The following is a 20,639-nucleotide window of genomic DNA, read 5'->3' as shown; positions in this document are numbered from 1 at the left end:
TGGTGGTCTGACAGCCCCGCTGTCAGGAAAGGGCCAGGATGGCCTGCACCGCAGGCTTGTCCAACAGGTCGGGCCGTCGGGCCATGAAGGCCGTCTTCAGCTCCTCCAGGCTCTCGCAGCCGTCGGGCAGGAAGGACAGGGTCTTCATCTTCTCTTCCCCGCGGAGTACCCGGACGCCTCCTCTAGCCAGGGCCAGCATCTCCCGCTCGCCGGGGACCACCCGCACCGGGGCCATCCGGCCCACCCGCTCCTCGATCCAGCCGGTGAACAGCTTGGAATTGGCGATGCCGCCGGTGAGGATGATGGCGTCCGCCTCTCCCTCCAGCACCGCGAAATGCTCGCCGATGGCCTTACACACCTGGTAAGCCATAGCCTTGTACATGAATTCCGCCTTCTCGTCCCCCTGGGCGATCCGGGCCTCCACCTCCAGGATGTCCTTGGCCCCCAGATAGGACAGCAGGCCGCCGCTGTCGGTGAGCCGCTGCATATCCGTCAGGGTATACTCCCCGGAGAAGCACATGCGCACCAGCTGAACAAAGTCCACCCGGCCACACCGCTGAGGAGACATGGGCCCCTCGCTGCTGGTACAGGCGTCGGTGATGATCCCGTGGTCGTGGGCGGAGATGGACATGCCCCCGCCCAGATGGGCGATAATGAACTTGCAGTCCTCATAGGCCTTGCCCAGGGTCTGGGCCACCTCCCGGCCCACCATGCGGGTGTTCAGGTTATGGCAGCCCACTCCCCGGCGCTTCCCGGGGATACCGGATACGTGGGCGATGGGGGGCGCCTGGTCTGCGTCGATGGCATCGTAGAAGATGGCCTGTTTGCCTGCCTGCCGGGCCAGGCAGAAAGCCATAACCACCGACAGCAGAGAGGCGTGATAGGTGGGCCGGTCGGCAAAGCAGATGGCGCTCACCATCTCCTTGTCGATGCGGTAGGCTCCGTACTCCACCGGACAGGGGGCCCCCGCCCGGGAAACGAACAGATCCATATCCTCCGGCTTTTTCCCCACCTTGTCCAGGAAGGCCAGAATGGTCTCCATCCGGGCGTCAAATTCGTCCAGTACGTGGACCTTACCTGGGACGAACTCCTTGCGGAAGGGGGTGTTTTCCTCCAGCACACAGGTATCGTTCTCGTAATAGCCGATCTTGGTGGAGGTGGAGCCCGGGTTGATGGCGAGAATGTGATAGCTCAAAGCAGTTCCTCCTCCCACGCCCGCCCCCAGGGGGAGCGGGCGGGTCATTCGATTTTACAGCTGGGCCATATACCGGCCCACGATGCGGCCCAAAGTGTGGCACATGCCGATACTCTGGCCGGGGAGCGCCGGCCAGTACTCCGCGCCGAACCGGCAACCGGAGCAGTTGCCGGTGGCAAACAAGCCGGGGATAGGCTCCAGCTCCTCATCCAGCACCCGCTGGTCGCTGTCGATCCACAGTCCGCCGTTGGTCACCGCCATATGGGGCCGCTTGATTTCCATGGAGCAACCGTAGTAGGGCGGATGATCCAGAGGCTTGAGCATGGCGGGCTCCTTGCCGAAGTCGTCGTCCTTCCCCTGGTAGGCAAACTGGTTGTACCGCTCCATGGTGGCCACAAAGTTGTCCCTGGCCTCCCCTTCAAAGCCCATGTATTCCGCCAGCTCCTCATAGGTCTCGCCGCAATAGATCAGAGGCAGATAGGGGGGATGGGGCACCTTGACCATATAGCCCTCCTTGCCGCTGCCCCGGGCGCCGTCGATCTTGGACAGCAGCTCCATGGTTTGGGGAGAGCGGGCGTCGGCGGTGCCGTGCTCAATGGCCTGGTACTCCAGCCGCTCCCGCCAGTTGGCGTCCCACACAAAATAGATATGACTGCCCGGCTGGCGCTTGCCCAGCACCCGGCCGTTGCACTCGTCGCAGAATCGCTTGCCGGTACGGTTCATAGCCACCGAGAACATGCCGCCGAAGGGACCGCCGATGGGCACATAGTTACCGCCCTCAGCGCCGATGGGTCCCGGATCCAGCCGACCGCCGGCCCACAGGCCCATGCGGATGCCCCGGCCATCCCAGCCCATACCCCGCACAGGCTGGCCGCCGCATACCCGGTCCACCTCGGGCATCAGATCCTTTACCATCTGGGGGTTGGCGGAGAAGTCGCCGGCCGCCAGCAGGACGCCCTTTTTGGCCAGGAATTTCACATAGGTACCGTCAGTGGACTGAGCGGCCACGCCCACCACCCTGCCGTTTTCCTTGAGCAGCTGGTCTGCGGGCATTTCAAAGAAGAATCTGGCTCCCATAGACTTGGCCAGCTCCTGGTTGAGCTTAACGGTCTCCCGCATGGAGCAGCCGTGCTCCGTCTTGCCGTCGCTGCCGTCGCCCCCTGGCATGATGGCGGTACCGCAGAAGGACTTGGCCCCGTTCACCGATTCGGGCGCGTGCTTGGGCGGCGGATTGAAGAAGATCTGGATATAGGACTTCTGCTCCTCAGACAGCGGCTCAATAAACCAGTCGAAGGTGTCGCCGCAATTGTAAGCGTATTGATGGATGAGCTCCACGTTGGGGCGGTACTGGTTGCGGCGCATAATCTCCCGCACCAGCTCGATGGGGTCATAGCGCTGTACTCCTCTGGAGCGGCCGAACTCGGAATTGATATGGCCGATCTGCCCTCCCAGGATGCGCTGCTTTTCCTCCCCCTGGGATTCAATGACGATGACGGAGGCCCCGTGCTCGGCGGCGGAACGGGCGGCGGCGGTGCCGCTCTGCCCGGCCCCGATGATGACCACGTCGGCCTCATAGGTCTGGGCATAGAGCTCCTCCGGTATGGGCACGGGGGGCTGGCGCCAGTCGTCGGCTTTTACGATGACTACCTCATTGTTCGCGTTGGCCATGGATGAATCTCCTTTCTTACGTCCTGCGCGGGAACAGGCCCGCCGGTCTCACGGCTTGCGGATGCACAGCCCCAGGACCAGGGCCCCGGCCGCCATCGCCATCATCATGTAGTAAACAGGAATGTAAGATCCATACGTCATGAACAGGGCCCCCGACGCGCTGGAGAACAGGGAGGCCAGCAGAGAACGCATGTTTACAATACTCAAATTCATGGCAAAGTTCTCCATTCCATAGAACTCCGCCACAAAGGCCGCGTTGGTGGCTCCCACGCCCCCTCCGGTGAGCCCCATCACGATCCAGCCCCCCACCAGCAGCAGAGGCGAGGCATAGCGGATACCCAGGAAGGCGATGAAAATGCCCACCAGCCAACCGATATTCTGGCACACCATGATGATCTTCCGGCCCAGCCGGTCATAGATCCGCCCGGCAATGATGGCCCCCACGCCGTTGAACAGCATGATAAAACCGATGCCCAAAGTGGCCAGGAAGGTAGGCGTCTGGATAGAGTCGGCCACCTGGCGGGCGCAGCCGGTCTGGGCTACTGTGACGCCGAACATCAGGCCGGTCCAAACAAAGAACATATAGAAGGAGGGACGGCGGAGCATTTGCAGGGGGGAATACTCCCGGTCCCCTCCCACTAGCTTGCGGCCAGGGCCCTTCTTAGGCGGCACCTCTCCAACCCGCGGCAAACGCATCAGGAAGGAGCACAGCACCAGCACACAGAAGGAGGCCACCCCGGCGATCTGGAAGGCCTGCCGCCAACCCACCGCCGCCACCAGATAGGAGGTGGCGGTGCCCAGGAAGAGTGAGCTGAGGCCGGAACCCAGCATCATGACGCCGGATACCGTGCCCACGTTGTTGGGGAACCACTGCACCACGCAATTGTTCATGGCGTTCATGGTCATGCCGCAGCCGGCGGCGGTGAACACGCCATAGCAGAGATAGAGGACAAAGGGCGTGTCGCTCTGGGTCAGGGAAGAGCCCACGTAACCCGCGCCGTACATCACAGCCGCCAGCAGCATCACAAAGCGGACCGGCTTGCGCTTGGCCAGATAGCCGCCCAGGATGGCGCCGAAGCCCATGCACAGGGACACAATGGTGTAGTTGGTGGAGGTGGTGGCAGCCGTCCACCCCAGGTCCTCCGCAATGGGGGTGGCAAAGTTGGTCCAGGTGTTGACCACTCCCACGATCAGGTACATCAGAAGGCCGATGATCAGATAGCGATAGCCTGATTGATATTGCTGGGGAGAGGATCCCGATTTGAAATCACCTTCGTTTGAGAGTGTCTGCAACATATAAGCCGCTCCTTCCGGGTGATAATTGTGGCAAACAAAGGACAGGTCCTGCCCTCCGCGGTGCCCTTCGGCCGATTACCGCAGCGGGCACTCGATAATCTGATCCACCGGATAACAGGTGATGGGCTTGCAGCCCTCCTTGGTGACCAGCACAGTTTCCTTGATGCTGGCGCCAAAGTCGGCGCCTTTGGGGCCATACCAGGTCTCCAGAGCCAGTACCATGCCCTCTCTGAGGGTCTGGCCCTCCCGGTCCCGGTCGGCGCAACTGAAGAAGGGACCCTCCTCAAAGATCAGGCCGATACCGTTGCCATGGGCAAACCGACGACACTCATCCCAATCGTCGTAGCCCCAGAAGGAGGGAGAATCGGGCCAGGCGGCCACGATATCGCTGGTGCTGGCCCCATCCTTGATGGCGGCCATGGCGTCCTTCATGAGCTTGAGCGCCACGGCGTAGGCATCCTTCTGCGCCTGGGTAGCCTTTCCGATTACGAAGGTACGGCCCAGGCTGGTCTTATAGCCGTTGAAGCACACCGCGTCCATGTGGACGGCCACAGTCTCCCCGGCCATGATAAGCTGGTCGGTATAGTCGCAGTGCATGGGATTGGTCCGCTTACCAGAGATGATGGCGGGAGGCACCACCTCGTCGGTGTCGTGGAAATATTGGCGCTTGATGCCCAGAGCCGTCATCATGTACTCGGGCACCCCGGGCCGCAGGGCCTTGTGCACATCGTACATGGCGCTCTCGGCAATGGCGGCGCTGATGTTGATACAGGCCAGCTCGTCCTTGCTCTTGATGGAGCGCAGCTCATACAGCTGCTCCACCGGCACCACCACCGTGGCTCCCCGCTCCTGGAACATGTCCCGCACCAACTCGGGGGCGGGGCAGGCATCCAGAGCGATGGGCATACCGGATACGCCGTTTTTCTCCATCATGTCCAGAATGGTCTGGACAAAGTTTTCCCACATGGGCCGGGTAAAGGACATTTTGCCGCCGCCGATGTCCTTGGTGACGTGATCAGCAGGCATCCAGGGATAGTAATCCTTCAACCGGAAGGGATCCATCACCGTGGTGGCGCTGAGCAGGGGCTCGTCGTTGCGGCAGAGGATGCTGAACATGGTGGCCGCCCAGCGGCAGGGGACCGTGGGGTAGCCGCCGTTGATGTAGCGCATGTTCCAGGCGTCCCAGGTAATGAATATCCCGTAGCCCTCACGGTCCATCATCTCCCGGACCCGGGCCAGACGATACTCCCGCATGGACGCGTAATCAATGCCGATCATCCGGTCGGTTCCGATCTGTCCGTATGGCATACTATGACCTCCCTTTCGATTCACTAAGGTTTACAGCGGGCATTCGATGATCTGGCCCACCGGATATTTGGTGAACAGCTCGTAGCCGTCCTTGGTGATGGCCACACACTCCTCCAACCGGGTGCCGTAGGGCCTGGGGCTATGGCGGTTGCCGTAATAGGTCTCGATGGCGATGACCATACCCTCCTCAAAGGTGACGCAGGGGGGCCGGCCGCCGTTGGGGCCGCCCACGCCAAACATGGGGTACTCGTGGAGCGACAGGCCGATGCCGTGGGCCAGGGCGTGGCCGCCCAGCCAGCGGACGCTGTCATAGCCCCAGTAGGCCGGGTCGCTGGGCCAGGCGTCCAGCACGTCGTCGGTGGTGCTGCCCGCCCGCATCTGGGCCATGCCATCATACATCATCTTGCGGCAGATCTCATAGCCCTCCTTCTGCTCCTCGGTGGCGCTGCCGCAGATGAAGGTGCGGTAATAGCAGGACTTATAGCCGTTGAAGGAGTTGCCGTTGATGTCGATGACCACATAGTCCCCGGGGCGCACGATGCGGTCGGTAAAGTCGATGTGCAGCGGCGAGGTGCGGGGGCCGCTGGCCACCACGAAATCCATGGTTTCGTCGGCGCCCAGCTCATAGAGGGCCTGCATACCGATGCCCTGGAGCTCGCACTCCTTCACGCCGGGGCGGATGGCCTGCTGGATGGCGCTGAAGGCCGCGTCGGCGGCATAGCAGGCGTAACGGGTGCAGGCCAGTTCGTCCTCATTCTTGATCATCCGGGCCTTGAACATCATCAGGGCCGGGTCGGTAACGGTGTAGCCGTCCTTTTTGAAGGCCGCCTCATACAGGTAATAGTTAGGGCAGGCATCCAGGCCCACCCTGCCGCCGGTGAGGCTGTGGTCGGCGATAATGCTGTTGACCCGCTTCATAAAGGGCTCCAGCTGGTGGGACCGAGTGATCAGCTTGCCCCCCTCGGGGGCCGCCCATACCTTACCGTTGAGCCAGGGCATCTCCTCCCGCAGGGCCTCGGTGTTGTAGCAGGTATAGGAGAACAGATGGGGATCTCCGTTTCGGGGGAGCACGGCAAACTGCTGGCTGCTCCAGCGGGTGGACATGGGCACATAGGCCGAGGCAATGTACCGCAGGTTCCAGGGCTCCCAGGTGATCAGGACGTCCAGTCCTTCCTCCTCCATGAGCCGCTTGGTGCGCTCCAGACGGTAAGCCCGCATCCGTTCATAATTGATAGTCTTGAGCCGATCGGTACCAAGTGCGCCGTATGGCATAGCAGTTTCCTCCTTTACATGACAGTGGGTGGATGGAATGGGCCCTACCCCCGGGGAATCCGGCTGCGCTTGCGCAGCCCTCCGGTGGCAAAGGAGCCCACAGGTACAGGCTGTTCGGGACAGCGGGGGAGCACATGGCCCGCCCGACGGATGCTGCCGGCAGGGCAGGCTTCCACACAGGCCCCACAGCGGCTGCACAGCCGGCTGTTGAGCACATGGATCAGCCCCGCCCCTCCCTGGATGGCCTTCTGGGAACAGGCCGCGGCGCAGGCGCCGCAGCCGGTGCATCTGTCGGGCGCCACATAGAGGGTGTACATACACACCAGCTCCTTGCAGCTGTGCGTGTCAACATGCTCTGCCCAGTCGGCCGGATGGGCCTCCAGGGATGCCAGCACCAGTCTGGCCACAGAGGCGGAGAGCTCGCACTCGTTGCACAGCTCCATGACCTGACACAGCTCCCGCAGCAGGGGCAGGTCCCCGCTGGAACCCTTGCCCTGTACAATGTGATTTAGAATGGTATAGACCTGATAGATCCCGTCCCGGCACATGACCCCCAGTCCGCAGGAGGCCCGGTGGGCCTGGCCCACCAGCTCCCGCAGCCGCCAGACGGGGCACTGGCCCGGGGCTTCCGCTCGGATCTCCTCCACCGTGGGCAGAGGGCAGACCTCCAGCTGACAAATTCGTTCCATGGCGTCAACCTCCCCCATAGGCAGACCACAGCTTTTCCGGCTGGATCTGCAATCTCAGGTCGCACTGGAGACAGCGGCCCGATTCACATTTAGCCTGCTGGCAGGTAAATCCCTGGGACAGCGGCAGAGCATCCTCTCTGCGCTCCTCCGGGGGCCGCAGCTCCATCTCCTGCCGGGGCAGCCGGGCAAAGCCCTCCACGATCCCGATGCGGGGCTGGGGAGGCTCGGGAGGCACCAGCTCCAGCGTGATGTCTCCGTCTCCGCCCAGCCAGCGGTCCATCCGGGCCGCCGCCTCCCGGGCCGCGGCGATGGCGTCGATGACGAACCGGGTCCCGGTGGTCACATCGCCGGCGGCAAAGACCCCCTCCACGCTGGTCAGATACCGTCCCTCCTGGCCCTCCTTCGGGGAAAGGGGGTACCCCCGGCGGTCCAGCGCCACGCCGAAGGCCTCAGTCAGGCCGGTGACCTGACCGGCGGCAAAGACCACGCTGTCACAGGGGAGAATCTGGGTGGAATTCGGCACAGGCTCCTCCACCACCGCTCCGGTCTCCGGATCAAACCGGAAATCCCGGATCCGGTGGAGCCGAAGGCCGGTCACGCCCTCCGGCCCGCCCAGGATGGCCTCGCTGGAGCAGCTGTCCCACAGCACCGCCCCCTCGGCCACGGCCAGGTCCCGCTCCTCCGGCGAGGCCTGGCTGGCATCCTTCTCCAGACACACCACATGGACCCGCTTGCCCATGCGAATCAAGGTACCAGCCACGTCGAAGGCCACGTTGCCCCCGCCGATGACCGCCGTATGCTCTCCCAGCTCCAGCGCCTCCCCCCGGCGGCTGGCCCGCAGCAGCTCCACCGCCGTGTACACCCGGGGCAGATCCCATCCCGGCAGGGAGCGGAGCTTTTTCCCTTCGCTGGTGCCCACCGCAATGAGCACTCCGTCATATTCTTCCTTCAATTGGGCGGCGTTTTCCACCGCCTGTCCGCACAGCAGGCGTACGCCCGCTTCCCGGATCAGGTCGATCTCCGCCAGCACGTCGGCGGTGGGGATGCGGTACTCCGGCATACCGCCGGTCATGTGCCCGCCGGGAACGGGCTGCTTTTCGTACACGGTCACCTCATGACCCTGGCGGTTGAGGTAGTAGGCCGCCGTCAAACCACAGGGGCCGGCGCCGATCACCGCCACCCGCTTGCCGGTAGAGGCTTTCCGGGCCAGATAGGCCGGCTTCCAGCTCTGTTCCCGGTCATGCTCCACCGCGTACCGCTTCAGGTCCCGGATGGACACCGCCAGATCCAGGCCGGCCCGCTTGCACTTGTTTTCACAGCGATTGTTACACACATAGCCCAGGGCGTGGGGGAAGGGCACCTTCTCCCGGATGACGCCCACCGCCTCGGAATACCTGCCCTCATTGACCAGGCGCACATACCGGGGGATATCGATGTGGGCGGGGCACTCGGCCTGGCAGGGGATAAGCCGCTCAGTGCGGGGCAGGTCGGGATCAAAAATACCTGTGCGATCCTGAAGGGCCCCGGTGGGGCAGATCTCCACACACGCTGAGCAGAACCGGCAATCCGTCTCAATCAGGGGCTTGTCGTCCAGGGTGCCGATGTAGCACTCCCCTTCCGGGGCCTTCCGGTATTTCAGCACCCCCACCCCCCGAACCTGCTCACATACTCGAACGCAGCGCCCGCATTGGACACAGCGTTCCAGTTCTCGGTCGATGAGGGGATTTTCAATGTTGATGCGGTTGGTATAGCGGTGAATGGTGTGCATCCGGCCGTGGGTCACGCCCAGGTATTGGATCAGGGATTGCAGCTCGCAGTTGGTGTAGGAGCGGCAGCCCATGCAGTCCTTGGGATGGCCCGCCAGCATCAGCTCAATGGCGATCCGCCGGATCCGGTCCAGCCGCTCCCCTTTGGTGGTCACTTCCATATCCTGCTCCACCGGCGTATTGCAGGCGGTGAAAGGCCCTTCCCGGCCCGCCACCTCAACTACGCACAGCTTGCAGGTGCTCTGCACCGGCAGGCATGGATGAGAACAGAGATGGGGAATATAGATGCCCGCCGCCAGGCTGGCCTCCAGTATGGACTGCCCCTGCTCCGCCTCCACCGCCACACCGTCGATGTGCAGCTGGATCGCGCACATGTCTCCACCCCGTTTCTTATGGTTTGCTCATGTATACATAGGGCTCCAGGAAAAGAGCCGCGGCATTCCACTCGTCATAATCCACATGGAAAGCCGACAGGGTCATGGGAACGAAGGGCGGGGGCACATGGGCCACCACCTCGTCAAATACCATTGCTCTTGGCCCCGCCACCCGGACACGAATGGGGTCTCCATCCTGGATACCCAGCTCCTGGGCGTCCTTTACACAAACATGGGCATGGCGGCGGGCCACAAAGAGCCCTCGCTCCAGCGCCACAGTACCGGCAGGACCGGTAAGCCGCACCGGGGCGGTACCCCCCAGCACCCCGCTATCCCCCAAGGGAGGCACCAGGCCGATGGCTCTGGCCTCCGTGAAGGAGAACTCCACCTGAGACTCCTTCCGCAACGGTCCCAGCACGGTGCACAGACAGGATTTCCCGTCCGCTCCTTCCACCGTTACTTTGTATTGTGAGATATAGCCGCCGCCGCCGTCACCCAGCAATCGTTTGGGCTCCAGTTCGGCTTCCGGGCCGAACAAAGCTTTCAGGTCGGCCTGACACAGGTGCACATGGCGTCCGGAGGCCTCAGCCAGAATTTTGATCTCCTTTGTCATTGGGTATTCCCTCCTTGTCGGGGCGTATCCAGCAGTTCAAAGACACCCGCGGCTCCCATACCGCCGCCCACGCACATGGTCACCAGGGCGTAGCGTCCGCCGTTGAGCCGCAGATAGTCCAGGGCTTTGCTCAGCAGGAAGCCGCCGGTAGCCCCCATGGGATGGCCCAGTGCCATGGCGCCGCCCCAAGGATTGACCTTCTCCTCCGGCATACCCAGGGTGCGGATACACACCAGGGCCTGGGAGGCAAATGCCTCGTTGAGTTCGATCACATCCATCTGGTCCATGGTGAGCCCGGCCAGCTCCAGGGCCTTGGGCACAGCATAGATGGGGCCCACCCCCATGATCTCCGCCGGGCACCCCGCCGCGGCAAAGGAAATAAAGCGGGCAATGGGCGTCACACCCAGGGCGGCGGCCTTTTCTCCACTCATCAGCACCACAAAGGAGGCGCCGTCGCTGGTCTGGGAGGAAGTGGCCGCTGTCACGGTCCCCCCCTCCTCCGGGGGCAGGAAGGCAGTCTTGAGCCCGGCGCAGATCTCCAGGCTGGTGTCCGGGCGGATCCCTTCGTCCAGGGTCACCACCCGCTCCCCTTCCGGGGTGGATATGGTAATTGGGATGATGGCCTGGTTGAGGCCACCTGACTGCTGGGCAGCCCAGGCTTTCCGGTTGCTCTCCACCGCCATGCGGTCCATTTCCTCCCGGGTGATCCCGTATCGCCTGACCACATTTTCCGCGGTGATCCCCATAGGCATATAGGCCCCTGGGTAGTGCTCCATCAGCCAGGGGTTGGCATATTCCATAGACTGGGGCGGTCCCTCGGAGGACATGTACTCAATGCCCCCCGCCACCATGACCTGGGCCTGTCCGGCCAGAATGGCGCAGGCGCAGGTAGCGACGGCCTGAAGGCTGGAAGAGCAGAACCGATTGATGGTCTGGCCAGGGATGGACTCGGGCAGACCGGCCCGGTTGATGAGCAGCCGGGCCACATTGCCCCCCAGCTCGTTGGCGGGGGTGGCAGTGCCCACCACCAGGTCGTCGATCTCTTTCACATCCAGCTGGGGCACCTTGTCCAGGGTCCCCAGCAGCGCCTGGGTCCCCCATTCCAGTGGATTCACTCCAGCGAAGGAGCCTTTGCGGGCCTTGCACACCGGCGTGCGGCCATAGGCCACGATGACAGCCTCTCTCATGGCGCGTCATCCTCCCCATGCAGCTCCAGCACACCCTGATCCCGGAGGATACGGGCAATAGCCCTGTCCCGGAACACCGCCACGCTCTCATGGTCCTGTCCAAGGGCCTTCGGCCTGTGGGCCAGTTCCTCATCCAGGCCGTCGGCCAGGATCAGGTCCTCCGGGTTTGCCTGGCCGTATTTGGCCCCCATGGCCCGCATACCGCCCTTGACACCCAGGCTGATGGTAAGTACCTGACCGGTCACCGCCATGCGCAGGCCGGGACCAAACATCAGGGCCTTGTCCATCTCTTCCACAGTGCATACGCCCCCCAGGATGGCCTTTTTGGCCGCGTCCAGGGCTGCCCAGGATACCATGTTGACGATCAGCCCGAAGGCCTCCTTCCGGCAAACGATGGGCATCTTGCCCATGGCGGTATAGAGCTCCACCGCCTTGTCCACATTGGCCTGGCTGGTCCGCTCCCCACCGCACACCTCCACCAGAGGCAGCAGATAGGAGGGGTTATAGGGGTGGCCCACCAGAATACACTCGGGATGGAGCGCCCCCTCCTGGAGCTTGCTGGGCAGCAGCATGGAGGTGGAGCTGGCAATGACCGCCCCGTCCCCGGTGATCTCCTGGATCTGCCGATACATCTGCTGCTTCAGCTCCAGATTTTCCGCCACGCACTCCTGGACGAACTGAGCTCCGGCCACCGCCTGGGCCAGGTCGTCGGTGTAGTGTCCCCGGTTGAAGGCCTCCTCAGCCTGAGCCCGGGTGCATACCCCGGCGTCCACCAGGGCATGGAGCGCGGCCCAGATATTGTGCTCCACCGGCTGAATATCGTACAGTGCCGTCTCAAAGCCCTGGAGCATGGCATTGACCGCCAGCCCGGCGCCAATCATGCCCACGCCCACAAAGGCCAGTTTTCCCTTTCCCATCCAGGACACCTCCGTCAGCCGCCGATGCAGTGGAGCCCGCCGTCAGGATAGATGATCTGGCCGGTAACGAAGCCGGAGGCGTCGGAGGCCAGGAAGAGAGCGGGCCCGATGTTGTCATCCGACTCCGCCCAGCGGCACATGGGTACCTTTTCAGCGAACTCGTTGTTGATCTTCTCGATGATCTCGGGAGGCGGACCCATCTTGAGCATCATGGGCGTCCAGGTGGCAATGGGGCCGATGGCGTTGACTGTGATGTTGTAGCGTCCCCACTCGCCGGCCAGATACTTGGTGAGCATATCCACGGCACCCTTGGTGGAGCCATAGCCGATGTTTCCGGGACCCTTCAGCGCGTGGGCTCCCCGGATGGAGGTAATGTTGATGATCTTGCCGTACTTTTTCTCGATCATTACCTTGCCGAACACGTTGCAGCAGATCATGATGCTCTTAACATTGGTAGCGTACATGTCGTCCCACTCGTCCAGATGCTCCAGGGCATCCTGAGCGGGGAACTTCTTGTTGAAGCCCTGGGAATTCACCAGAATATCCACCGTGCCAAACTGTTCCACCACGGCCTTGCACAGAACCTCCACGCTCTCCACATTGGTGGAGTCAGCGGTCATGCAGGTGACCCGCTTGCCGGTCTCCTCAAAAATCTTCCCGGCGGTCTCCTCCAGCGTGGCCTGGGTGCGGCCGGTAATGACCACATTGGCCCCGGAAAAGGCAAACCCCTTGGCAATCGCGCCGCCGATGCCGCCGCCGCCGCCGATGACTACCGCTACTTTCCCCGTAATGTCCCACAGATTTTTCATGAAGATACTCCTTTCCGTGTGTTATGACCTGACCAGCGGCTTGAGCCCCAGGATCTGCCGGGCTTCGGCGGAGGTAGCCACCTCATTGCCATAGGCCCGCACCGCCCGGACTGCCCGTTCCACCAGCATCTGGTTGGTCGCCATGATCTTGTTGCCGTTTTCGTCCACGCCGTAGACTACATTGTCCTCCAGGCCCACCCGAATGTGGCCGCCGTTGGCCAGGGCGGAGAAAAGGATGGGCATATGCCCCTTGCCGATGCCAAAGGCCGACCAGGTGGAGCCCGGGGGCAACTGGTCGATGAGATATTGCAGCTCAGCGGGAGTGGCTCCCATGCCGCCCAGTACCCCCAGGCAGAACTGGAAGTGGAGGGGCGCTTTCAAGGTGCCGTTTTTCACATAGGCGGATACCGCCCGCATCATGCCGGCATCAAAGATCTCGATCTCCGGCTTGATGCCCCGCTCCTGGTATAGCTTCCCCAGATCCATGAGGAACTTCTGGCTGTTGCAGAAGATGCCGCCCGGCACGCCCCAGTTGAAGCTTCCCGCGTCAAAGGTTCCCATCTCGATGCCGTCCACCGTGCGGTGGTGCTCCATCCGCCTGCCGTTGCCGTAATCGCTGTCGTCGGACACCCGGTGATCGCCGGAGGAGGTGCAGTTGATAATGACGTCGCAGTCCTCATGGGCACGGATGAGCCGGATGGTCTCCCGGAACCGCTCCGGATCCATAACGCCCATACCGTTTTCGTCCCGCATGTGCAGATGGACCACCGCCGCTCCCAGCTTCCAGCACTGGTATGCGGTCTCAGCGATGTCCTGAGGAGTCTCCGGGATTTGGTAGCCCGGCGGTGTAATGGCGCCGGTAAGCGCCGCAGTAATAATGGTTTTATTCATAATCAACCTCTGTTTCTGAAAAATTGAAAGGATTAACCTTTATCGTTTTTCGCGGCGGCGTCTGCCCGGGCCTGCATGGTCTTAATGTTGGCCTCATAGGCCACCTTGACCCGGTCCTCGCTGAGGCGATAGCCGAAGGCCATCAGCAGGGTGAACACCAGGAACATGGCGGCGGGCAAGCCGCCCACCAGCTTGATCATCATATCCACGTCCGCCACCGTCTTGTTGACCTCATCATAGCCGCAGCCAATGAGCACCACGGCGGTGAGGCCGCCCACGAAGATCCAGGAGAACTTGGAGGCGATGCCAAAAATGGAGGTCACGAAGGTACGGTTGTCCACGCCGGTCTTATACAGCTGGTATTCACCGGCGTCAATATAAAGGGTGGGTCCGTTGCATGCCAGGATGACGAAGGTAAACTGGGCAATGCTGTTGCAGATGATGTACACCAGCCAGGACCCGCCGGAGAAGAAGCCCAGGTAGATCATGGGGAGCATACAGCCCAGCCCGGCCAGAATGGCGGAGTTCTTCTTACCGATCTTTCGGGAGAAGGGAGGGCAGAGGAACGCCGCTGCCGCGGAGGCAAAGCCCTGCACCGTCATAGACACCGTCAGCATGCTGTAATTATCGGTGGCATAGGTGAAATAGTAAGCGCCCAGAGCGGAAATGACCTGCATGGCGGTAAAACGGATCACGTCAGACAGCAGCAGGATAAGCAACTGACTGTTGGTGACGGCGGTGCTTAGGATCTTGGTGATTTTCACACTGCCGCCCATGCCCTCGGCCTTGAAGTGGGGATCATACTTGTCCACTTCCCGCAGGGCCACGAAGAGAAATGCCTGACCTACCAGAGCGATGACCGAGAAGATGATCTGCACCATGGTATAGCCGTCCACCTTGCCCAGAGAATCAAAGAAAAGCACCATGGGCACCAGCATGGCGGAGGATAGCAGCCGGGCCACGTTCTGTCCCTGGGTAATACGGGAGGCGATCTTTTGTCTGGCCCTACCGTCAGCGCCGGCGATCTTGGGGATCAGACCGTTCTGTCCCAGCTGGACAAAGCTCATGCCGGTACCGTAGCCAATATAGCCGATGAACACCATGAACAGCTTTACGCCCATGGGCACGTCCAGGTTAATGAAGCAGAGCGTGGAGCCAATCGACACCATCAACGGACCATAGAGCAGCCAGGAGCGGTACTGGCCGAACCGGGGACACACCTTCTGTACCACCAGACCGCTCAAAGTGCCGATGACCAGGTCGCAAACCCGGGAGGCAGTGAGGATGCCCGCCATCATCGCCGCACTGAGCAGCAGCCGCTCTGTGGCATAGAAGGATACGAAGGAATTGATGACGGAGTTGCCGATCATTTGGCAGGTGAGCGCGATGAAGTAGAGCCAGGATATTTTATTGATATTCACGGCCGGCTTGCCCGCTATCTCTGTTTGCTGATTCATATTCAAACCTCCAACCTACTCAGATTCCTCGTTGTCCAATATGGACGTCTCCTTGTGCGAATATGGACCGCGCGGGAGATGCCCGTTATTTTTTCCTGATTTTACCCCTCCTTTTTTACATTATATGGGCAAATTAACCACATCCACTGTGTGTTAATTATAAAACAATGTCGGGCGCGCCGTAAAACAGTTAGTTTTCATGGATAGTCATTACAAAAATGTATAGGTCAATTTGTGCAACATTATATTGCTGAACTATGTTATATTAAGTTAAAATCCATGAAATCACGTCTGTGTCGAATTTGCGCAAAAAATGCGTCCGACGACGGCGCACCGGAAAGGAGGGCGGCGCTATGACGCTGCTGCAAATGGAATACTTTCTGAAAATTGTAGAGCGGGGCAGTTTTTCCAAGGCGGCAGCCGAGCTGTTTCGGGCTCAGCCCACCATCAGCCGCGCCATTGTGGCCCTGGAAGAGGAGCTGGGTGTGCAGCTGTTTTACCGGGAAAAGGGCGTTTCCCTCACAAGCGCGGGCCAGGTCTTTTACGATAAGGCCCAATCTGTGCTCTGCGCGGTGCATGAGTTATCCACCGCCATGGAGCAGTGCAAGGACTCCTGTTCCGCCTCTCTGCGTATCAGCTATCACCATCTGGATTCCGCCCTGTCCCCGGCACTGATGCAATGCCTGCGCAGCATGACGGTGAAACACCCCAACATTACCGTCTTTATTCGGGAATACGCCTCGGTGAAAGAATCCCTGCTGAGCAGCCGGAAAAGCTGCGATGTGGTATTTACCCTTGCCTACGACGTGAAGGGAAAAAGTAACGTGACCTATGAGGCTATCAGCCCGGATATGGTCATGGCGGTCCTCCCCGCCGGCCACCCCCTAAGCCACAGGGACTGCCTACATATGCGGGATCTCACCCGCAGCCGGATCCTGCTGCCGGGGGTGAATCTGTCGGCTCTCAGCGACGATATCATCTATGCCTTTTTTACCAACAGCGGTTTCCCCCTGAAGCATGTGCAGGTGGTTTCCAGCGCGGAGCTGCTGGCTCCTCTGATCCTCACCGGGGAAGGGATTGCGCTGGCTCCCATGTCTATTCTGCGGCAGAGCCGGCTGGACGGCACCCCATCCATCCAATGCCTGCCGGTGGTGGACTGCAAGGTGGGCCTGGATATCGTGGCCGCCTGGCGGGCGGACGATCCAAACCCGGCCATTCCACTGTTTATTGAGGAGATGAAGCACTGGATGGACCTGACCTGTTAAGGCGGGAGGCGAGGCCTGTCCGGGATTTACGGTTCCGCCCGTCTGGCGTACCATGAGAGCGGGAACACAGGCAACGAGCGACTCATGCAGATATAAAATACAGGGCCAAGCCGGCCAGCATGAGCGGTTCCGCTAAGAAGACCCCACGGGCCGCCAGGAAGGAGTGCAAATGAAACGATCTGAAATCAACCGGGCGCTGAGAGAAATGGAGGCCATGTGCCGGAAACACTGCTGCCACCTGCCTCCCTTCTGCCATATCACGCCGGAGGAATGGCGGCATCTTGGCCAAGAGTACGACGAAGTGCGAGAGTGTATGCTGGGCTGGGACATCACCGACTACGGTATGGGTAACTTTGACAAGCTGGGCTTTTCCCTGGTCACCATACGCAACGGCAACCGGGCCAAAGCGGACAAATACCCCAAGGTGTATGCCGAGAAGCTACTCTATCTGAAGGAAGGGCAGTACGCCCCCAATCATTTTCACTGGTTCAAGACCGAGGACATCATCAACCGTGGGGGAGGTAATGTACTCATCCGGGTGTACGGCTCTCTGCCCGATGAGGAGATGGACCGACACACCGATGTGACCGTCCACACCGATGGACTTACCCGCACTGTACCGGCAGGTACTCAGATCCGCCTCACGCCTGGGGAGAGCATTTACATTCCACAGCGCCTGTACCATGATTTTTCCGTGGAACCTGGTACCGGCCCTGTGCTGCTGGGGGAAGTGAGTCAGTGCAACAACGACAACACCGACAACCGGTTCAATCCCCCCATGGGCCGCTTCCCGGCCATAGAGGAGGACGAGCCTCCCTATCGGTTGCTGTGCAACGAGTACCCACAGGCCCCGGTTCTCAGGCTGTAACGCCAGCCGTGCAAAGCGGCTGCCATCTCCACAAAAAATATTTCGCAAAAAATGGCTGCCAGAGGCAGCCGTTTTTCGTTGCTTATAATACTTTTTCTTTATTCATCCTGGTTCGGATGACGATGCGGATATGAAGTCCGGTTCCAACCTTCTGTTCTCTACAAATTTTACATATGGAGGCTGGCCATAGTCCCTCCACCGCTTCTCAGGACGAACCGGCAGCAGGCCCAGCTTTTCCATGGTGTCCGCCACATCTTTCAGGCCATATTTCTCATAGGTCTCCCGATAGGGCCAGCCGGTTTCCAAATCCCAGCCCCTGGCCTCATAATAGGCATCCACCATCTCATTCCACAGCGTCCAATCGGCGGTCTCATTATAGGAATCAGGAATACTGATGGTTCGCCAGATGGCCTCCATCTCCTGCTTTCGGCTGCGGTGGCTGTCCCGGATCAGGATGGCCCGGAACAGGAGCTTGGAGCGATAGGCAGCCCGTTCCAACTCCTCCACCGTCAGTTGATAGCCGGTAGCGGCCTGATACATTTCACACTCCATGGTAGGCCAGCGAAAATCAGGGCTTTGCCACTCACAACTCATAATGGAATCCTTGATCTCAGAAAAATATTGCGTGTGGATGATCGCGTCAATGATATGGCGGCAGTGGTAGGGATCCTTGACCGCCTCGGCATGGTATTTGAATTCGCAATGGAAATGCTCCACTGTCTGCGCGTCCCGGCTGGAGGTCATATTGATCAGATTCATGGCCAGCCAGGTAGGCTTATCAATGGCGCCCTGGAATCCTCTCCCCTGCCAGTGCACCGATTGTCCCCACGCCGCCTCCAGGCTGACCGGCAGATCAATGCGCTTGCCGCCCAGCGCCATGGAATATCGTCCGTGATAAATGGTCTCGCTGAAGGTCTCATACCCCATTGTCCGGATAGCCCTGGACATGCCCTCCGCGAAAAGGTCGCCATAGTATCCCTTGCGGTAGACCAGATTGGTGATGAACCGCTTCATGAACTCCACATTGTCCACGTCCACTTCCATCCCGGTGCCCAGGTCGTTTCCGTCCAGCAGGTGCTCCTTTTTGCACATGGACAGCCAGGATTGCAGCCAGATCAGGATCTCCCACTTGTCAATGCCATAGTCGTTGCACATGTCGTTGACAATAGTGGCCCGGTCATAGTCAGGCCCCCAGTAGTTGAGCACATCCGGAGGAATGGACTGATTCAGCTGCTCCAGATAAGGGTCGGAAGTATCCGGCTTACCAGACTGCGGAACTCCCGTCCGTGGAGCTGCTCCAGTTTATCCTGCGTGGGATGCACCCTCAGCCCCCACAGCTCGCCGGCGGGCAAAAACTCCACCTTATCATCCTCGATCTTTACATAGGTTGGCTGGTCGGCCCGCCCTTCCAGGATAAAACCATCATAGCCCGCGTATTTCAGCTCCGTGGCAAAATATCCGCCGATATTGCCCCAGGTAAACATCTCCGGATTGTTGGCGCAGCCAATAGAACAGGCGGCGCTCCTGCCTCCGGCGGGAATACCTGTTCCCGTAGTGGGACCGGTCATGTAGATAAACTTGTTTTCCTCGTCAAAGGGTCCTGTCCCCATGGGCACCTCGTCCCAGAAAATGCGGTTGATGATCATCCGCCCGCCGATGTACTCCGGCACATAAGGATAGATGCTCTCCGTACTGACCCGCCGCTCCGTCAGGTTGATGCGGAGGATCTTTCCGCAGAAGCCATACAGACCCATTTTGTTTTCGGGATTGTCCAGTATGTCCTTTACCTTGAAATTCGGCATGTCAGCACTCCTCCCCCTTCACTCCGGGCACCAGCTGCTCGTCCACATACTGCGAATTGTCGCTCAGGCCCAGGCACCGCACAGGGCAATATTGCACGCAGGCAGGGCCCTCTTCCCGTCCGCGGCATAGGTCACACTTGGCCGCCTTCCACTCCTTGCGGACTTTATCCTTTATCATAGTAATACGTGATGGCGTAAATTTACAGTGTTTGGCACACAATCCGCACCCAATACAGTACGCCTCGTCAATGTAGACCACACCAAGCTTGTCGTCAATCTTCATCGCCGCCCCTTTTTTCGGACAGGCGTCATAGCAGGGATGATCCTTGCAGTGATAGCAGGTCAGCACACGGTGGAGCATGTGCCGCCGGTCGATCTCCACCTTGATCCTGCTGTTGCCCGGACCGGTAAATCCCTCATGGAGCAGTCCGCACATGATGGAACAGGAAACGCAGCCCGCGCAGATGGAATAATCAGGCGCATACTGTACCACATGATTGCCATAATGCTTCAGCTCTTCCCGTACCGCCGTTTTCTTGTCTTCCATGACATCAGCCCCTCCCTGATTTATAGATAGCTCCCATGAAAGTGCCAGAATTTTTTCACAATTATATCACACATCCCCACCAAAACACAATAAGCACAAGTAAAATAATTTGTAAGTTGTTGTTTAAATTTCGCAAGTTGTTTTATCTATAATTTCCAAATATATGCGCTATTTTGCCTTTATGCACTATTGTCCCTCTTTCTATCTATTTGGAGTTTATGTACAAATTTCTTTTTTCTTCTTGAAAGTATTTTTGAGCAGGTATATAATTTACCTATCAAGCGGGTGAAACACCGTCTTAGTTTGTTGTAAAACTCAATGAAACAAATTGGGAGTAAAATTTGCAATCAAGTTTCACCCCTTCACTTCTACACAAATTAAGAGGAGGGAATCGTCATGTGGATTGTAAGCGGCACCTATGTCATAAAGCCCGGCAAACGCGATGCGTTCGTGGAGCAGGTCATCGCCCAGGGAATCTTGGATAAAATCCTGAAAGAAGACGGCAATATAGGCTATGACTACTACTATCCCCTGGAGGATGCGGATCAGGTCTTTTTCGTAGAGCGGTGGACCAGCGAGGCCGCATGGAAGGCCCATCTGGAGGCACCCCACGTGGCGCAAGACCTGAAATCATTGAAGGAATCCTATCAGACCGGTTTTTATCCGGGCGTTTTGGGCGAACTGACCGAGCAATAAACAGTATTAAGGAGGGCAG

The 20,639-nt window shown here is 59.9% G+C and carries 19 protein-coding genes; 3 read left to right on the top strand and 16 right to left on the bottom strand.

The features are described from left to right. Window positions 1-22 precede the first annotated feature (22 nt). The 13 genes from buk to H6B51_RS00510 form a co-directional block, all read right to left on the bottom strand. Entirely contained in the window at window positions 23-1,195 is a 1,173-nt protein-coding gene (buk, locus tag H6B51_RS00570) for a butyrate kinase (protein WP_204881825.1), read from the bottom strand. Between the two features lie 54 nt (window positions 1,196-1,249). Next, window positions 1,250-2,863: an FAD-dependent oxidoreductase gene (locus H6B51_RS00565; RefSeq protein ID WP_204881824.1), complete on the bottom strand. Its 1,614-nt coding sequence runs from the start codon at window positions 2,861-2,863 to the stop codon at window positions 1,250-1,252. A gap of 48 nt (window positions 2,864-2,911) precedes the next feature. Further along, window positions 2,912-4,159 carry an MFS transporter gene (locus tag H6B51_RS00560; protein ID WP_204881823.1) on the bottom strand — a complete coding sequence of 416 codons (1,248 nt, stop codon included), beginning with the start codon at window positions 4,157-4,159 and terminating at the stop codon, window positions 2,912-2,914. A gap of 75 nt (window positions 4,160-4,234) precedes the next feature. Continuing rightward, the gene (locus tag H6B51_RS00555) at window positions 4,235-5,467 is read right to left on the bottom strand and encodes a M24 family metallopeptidase (protein WP_204881822.1); all 1,233 of its coding nucleotides are present in this window, start codon (window positions 5,465-5,467) and stop codon (window positions 4,235-4,237) included. A 30-nt stretch (window positions 5,468-5,497) separates the two neighbouring features. Continuing rightward, window positions 5,498-6,739 (bottom strand): M24 family metallopeptidase, encoded by a 1,242-nt coding sequence (locus tag H6B51_RS00550; RefSeq protein ID WP_204881821.1) that lies wholly within the window; start codon window positions 6,737-6,739, stop codon window positions 5,498-5,500. Between the two features lie 44 nt (window positions 6,740-6,783). Continuing rightward, window positions 6,784-7,428 (bottom strand): NADH-ubiquinone oxidoreductase-F iron-sulfur binding region domain-containing protein, encoded by a 645-nt coding sequence (locus H6B51_RS00545; protein ID WP_204881820.1) that lies wholly within the window; start codon window positions 7,426-7,428, stop codon window positions 6,784-6,786. Between the two features lie 4 nt (window positions 7,429-7,432). Next, window positions 7,433-9,568 carry an FAD-dependent oxidoreductase gene (locus tag H6B51_RS00540; protein WP_204881819.1) on the bottom strand — a complete coding sequence of 712 codons (2,136 nt, stop codon included), beginning with the start codon at window positions 9,566-9,568 and terminating at the stop codon, window positions 7,433-7,435. 16 nt (window positions 9,569-9,584) lie between these two features. Continuing rightward, the gene (locus H6B51_RS00535) at window positions 9,585-10,181 is read right to left on the bottom strand and encodes a PduL/EutD family phosphate acyltransferase (RefSeq protein WP_204881818.1); all 597 of its coding nucleotides are present in this window, start codon (window positions 10,179-10,181) and stop codon (window positions 9,585-9,587) included. Continuing rightward, window positions 10,178-11,368, bottom strand: a complete 1,191-nt coding sequence (locus tag H6B51_RS00530; RefSeq protein ID WP_204881817.1) for a thiolase family protein — start codon at window positions 11,366-11,368, stop codon at window positions 10,178-10,180. Before H6B51_RS00530 ends, H6B51_RS00535 begins: the two co-directional genes overlap by 4 nt. Continuing rightward, window positions 11,365-12,285 (bottom strand): 3-hydroxyacyl-CoA dehydrogenase NAD-binding domain-containing protein, encoded by a 921-nt coding sequence (locus H6B51_RS00525; protein WP_204881816.1) that lies wholly within the window; start codon window positions 12,283-12,285, stop codon window positions 11,365-11,367. The genes H6B51_RS00530 and H6B51_RS00525 overlap by 4 nt, the downstream gene beginning before the upstream one ends. A 14-nt stretch (window positions 12,286-12,299) precedes the next feature. Continuing rightward, window positions 12,300-13,094 (bottom strand): SDR family NAD(P)-dependent oxidoreductase, encoded by a 795-nt coding sequence (locus H6B51_RS00520; protein ID WP_204881815.1) that lies wholly within the window; start codon window positions 13,092-13,094, stop codon window positions 12,300-12,302. Window positions 13,095-13,115: 21 nt separating this feature from the next. Then, complete coding sequence (locus tag H6B51_RS00515; protein WP_204881814.1) at window positions 13,116-13,985, bottom strand: beta-keto acid cleavage family enzyme; 870 nt, start codon at window positions 13,983-13,985, stop codon at window positions 13,116-13,118. Window positions 13,986-14,017: 32 nt separating this feature from the next. Then, window positions 14,018-15,442 carry an MFS transporter gene (locus H6B51_RS00510; protein ID WP_204881813.1) on the bottom strand — a complete coding sequence of 475 codons (1,425 nt, stop codon included), beginning with the start codon at window positions 15,440-15,442 and terminating at the stop codon, window positions 14,018-14,020. 353 nt (window positions 15,443-15,795) lie between these two features. Between H6B51_RS00510 and H6B51_RS00505 the strand changes: the two genes are divergently transcribed. Both H6B51_RS00505 and H6B51_RS00500 read left to right on the top strand, forming a co-directional pair. Then, window positions 15,796-16,707, top strand: a complete 912-nt coding sequence (locus tag H6B51_RS00505; RefSeq protein ID WP_204881812.1) for a LysR family transcriptional regulator — start codon at window positions 15,796-15,798, stop codon at window positions 16,705-16,707. A gap of 169 nt (window positions 16,708-16,876) precedes the next feature. Further along, window positions 16,877-17,575, top strand: a complete 699-nt coding sequence (locus H6B51_RS00500; RefSeq protein WP_204881811.1) for a D-lyxose/D-mannose family sugar isomerase — start codon at window positions 16,877-16,879, stop codon at window positions 17,573-17,575. A gap of 102 nt (window positions 17,576-17,677) precedes the next feature. On the opposite strand, the gene H6B51_RS17545 is transcribed toward H6B51_RS00500, so the two are convergent. The 3 genes from H6B51_RS17545 to H6B51_RS00490 are packed head-to-tail and all read right to left on the bottom strand — an operon-like array spanning window position 17,678 to window position 19,924. Then, window positions 17,678-18,781: an aldehyde ferredoxin oxidoreductase C-terminal domain-containing protein gene (locus tag H6B51_RS17545; RefSeq protein ID WP_335342076.1), complete on the bottom strand. Its 1,104-nt coding sequence runs from the start codon at window positions 18,779-18,781 to the stop codon at window positions 17,678-17,680. Window positions 18,782-18,801: 20 nt separating this feature from the next. After that, window positions 18,802-19,377 carry an aldehyde ferredoxin oxidoreductase N-terminal domain-containing protein gene (locus tag H6B51_RS17540; protein ID WP_243421070.1) on the bottom strand — a complete coding sequence of 192 codons (576 nt, stop codon included), beginning with the start codon at window positions 19,375-19,377 and terminating at the stop codon, window positions 18,802-18,804. A 1-nt stretch (window position 19,378) separates the two neighbouring features. Then, the gene (locus H6B51_RS00490; RefSeq protein WP_204881810.1) at window positions 19,379-19,924 is read right to left on the bottom strand and encodes a 4Fe-4S dicluster domain-containing protein; all 546 of its coding nucleotides are present in this window, start codon (window positions 19,922-19,924) and stop codon (window positions 19,379-19,381) included. Between the two features lie 396 nt (window positions 19,925-20,320). Between H6B51_RS00490 and H6B51_RS00485 the strand changes: the two genes are divergently transcribed. Next, on the top strand, window positions 20,321-20,620 hold the full coding sequence (locus H6B51_RS00485; protein WP_204881809.1) for a putative quinol monooxygenase: 300 nt from the start codon (window positions 20,321-20,323) through the stop codon (window positions 20,618-20,620). The last annotated feature ends 19 nt before the right edge of the window (window positions 20,621-20,639 follow it).

The sequence above is a fragment of the Pseudoflavonifractor phocaeensis genome, assembly GCF_016901955.1.
GTDB lineage: Bacteria > Bacillota > Clostridia > Oscillospirales > Oscillospiraceae > Flavonifractor > Flavonifractor phocaeensis_A.
This window is presented reverse-complemented; position numbering and strand designations above follow the sequence as displayed.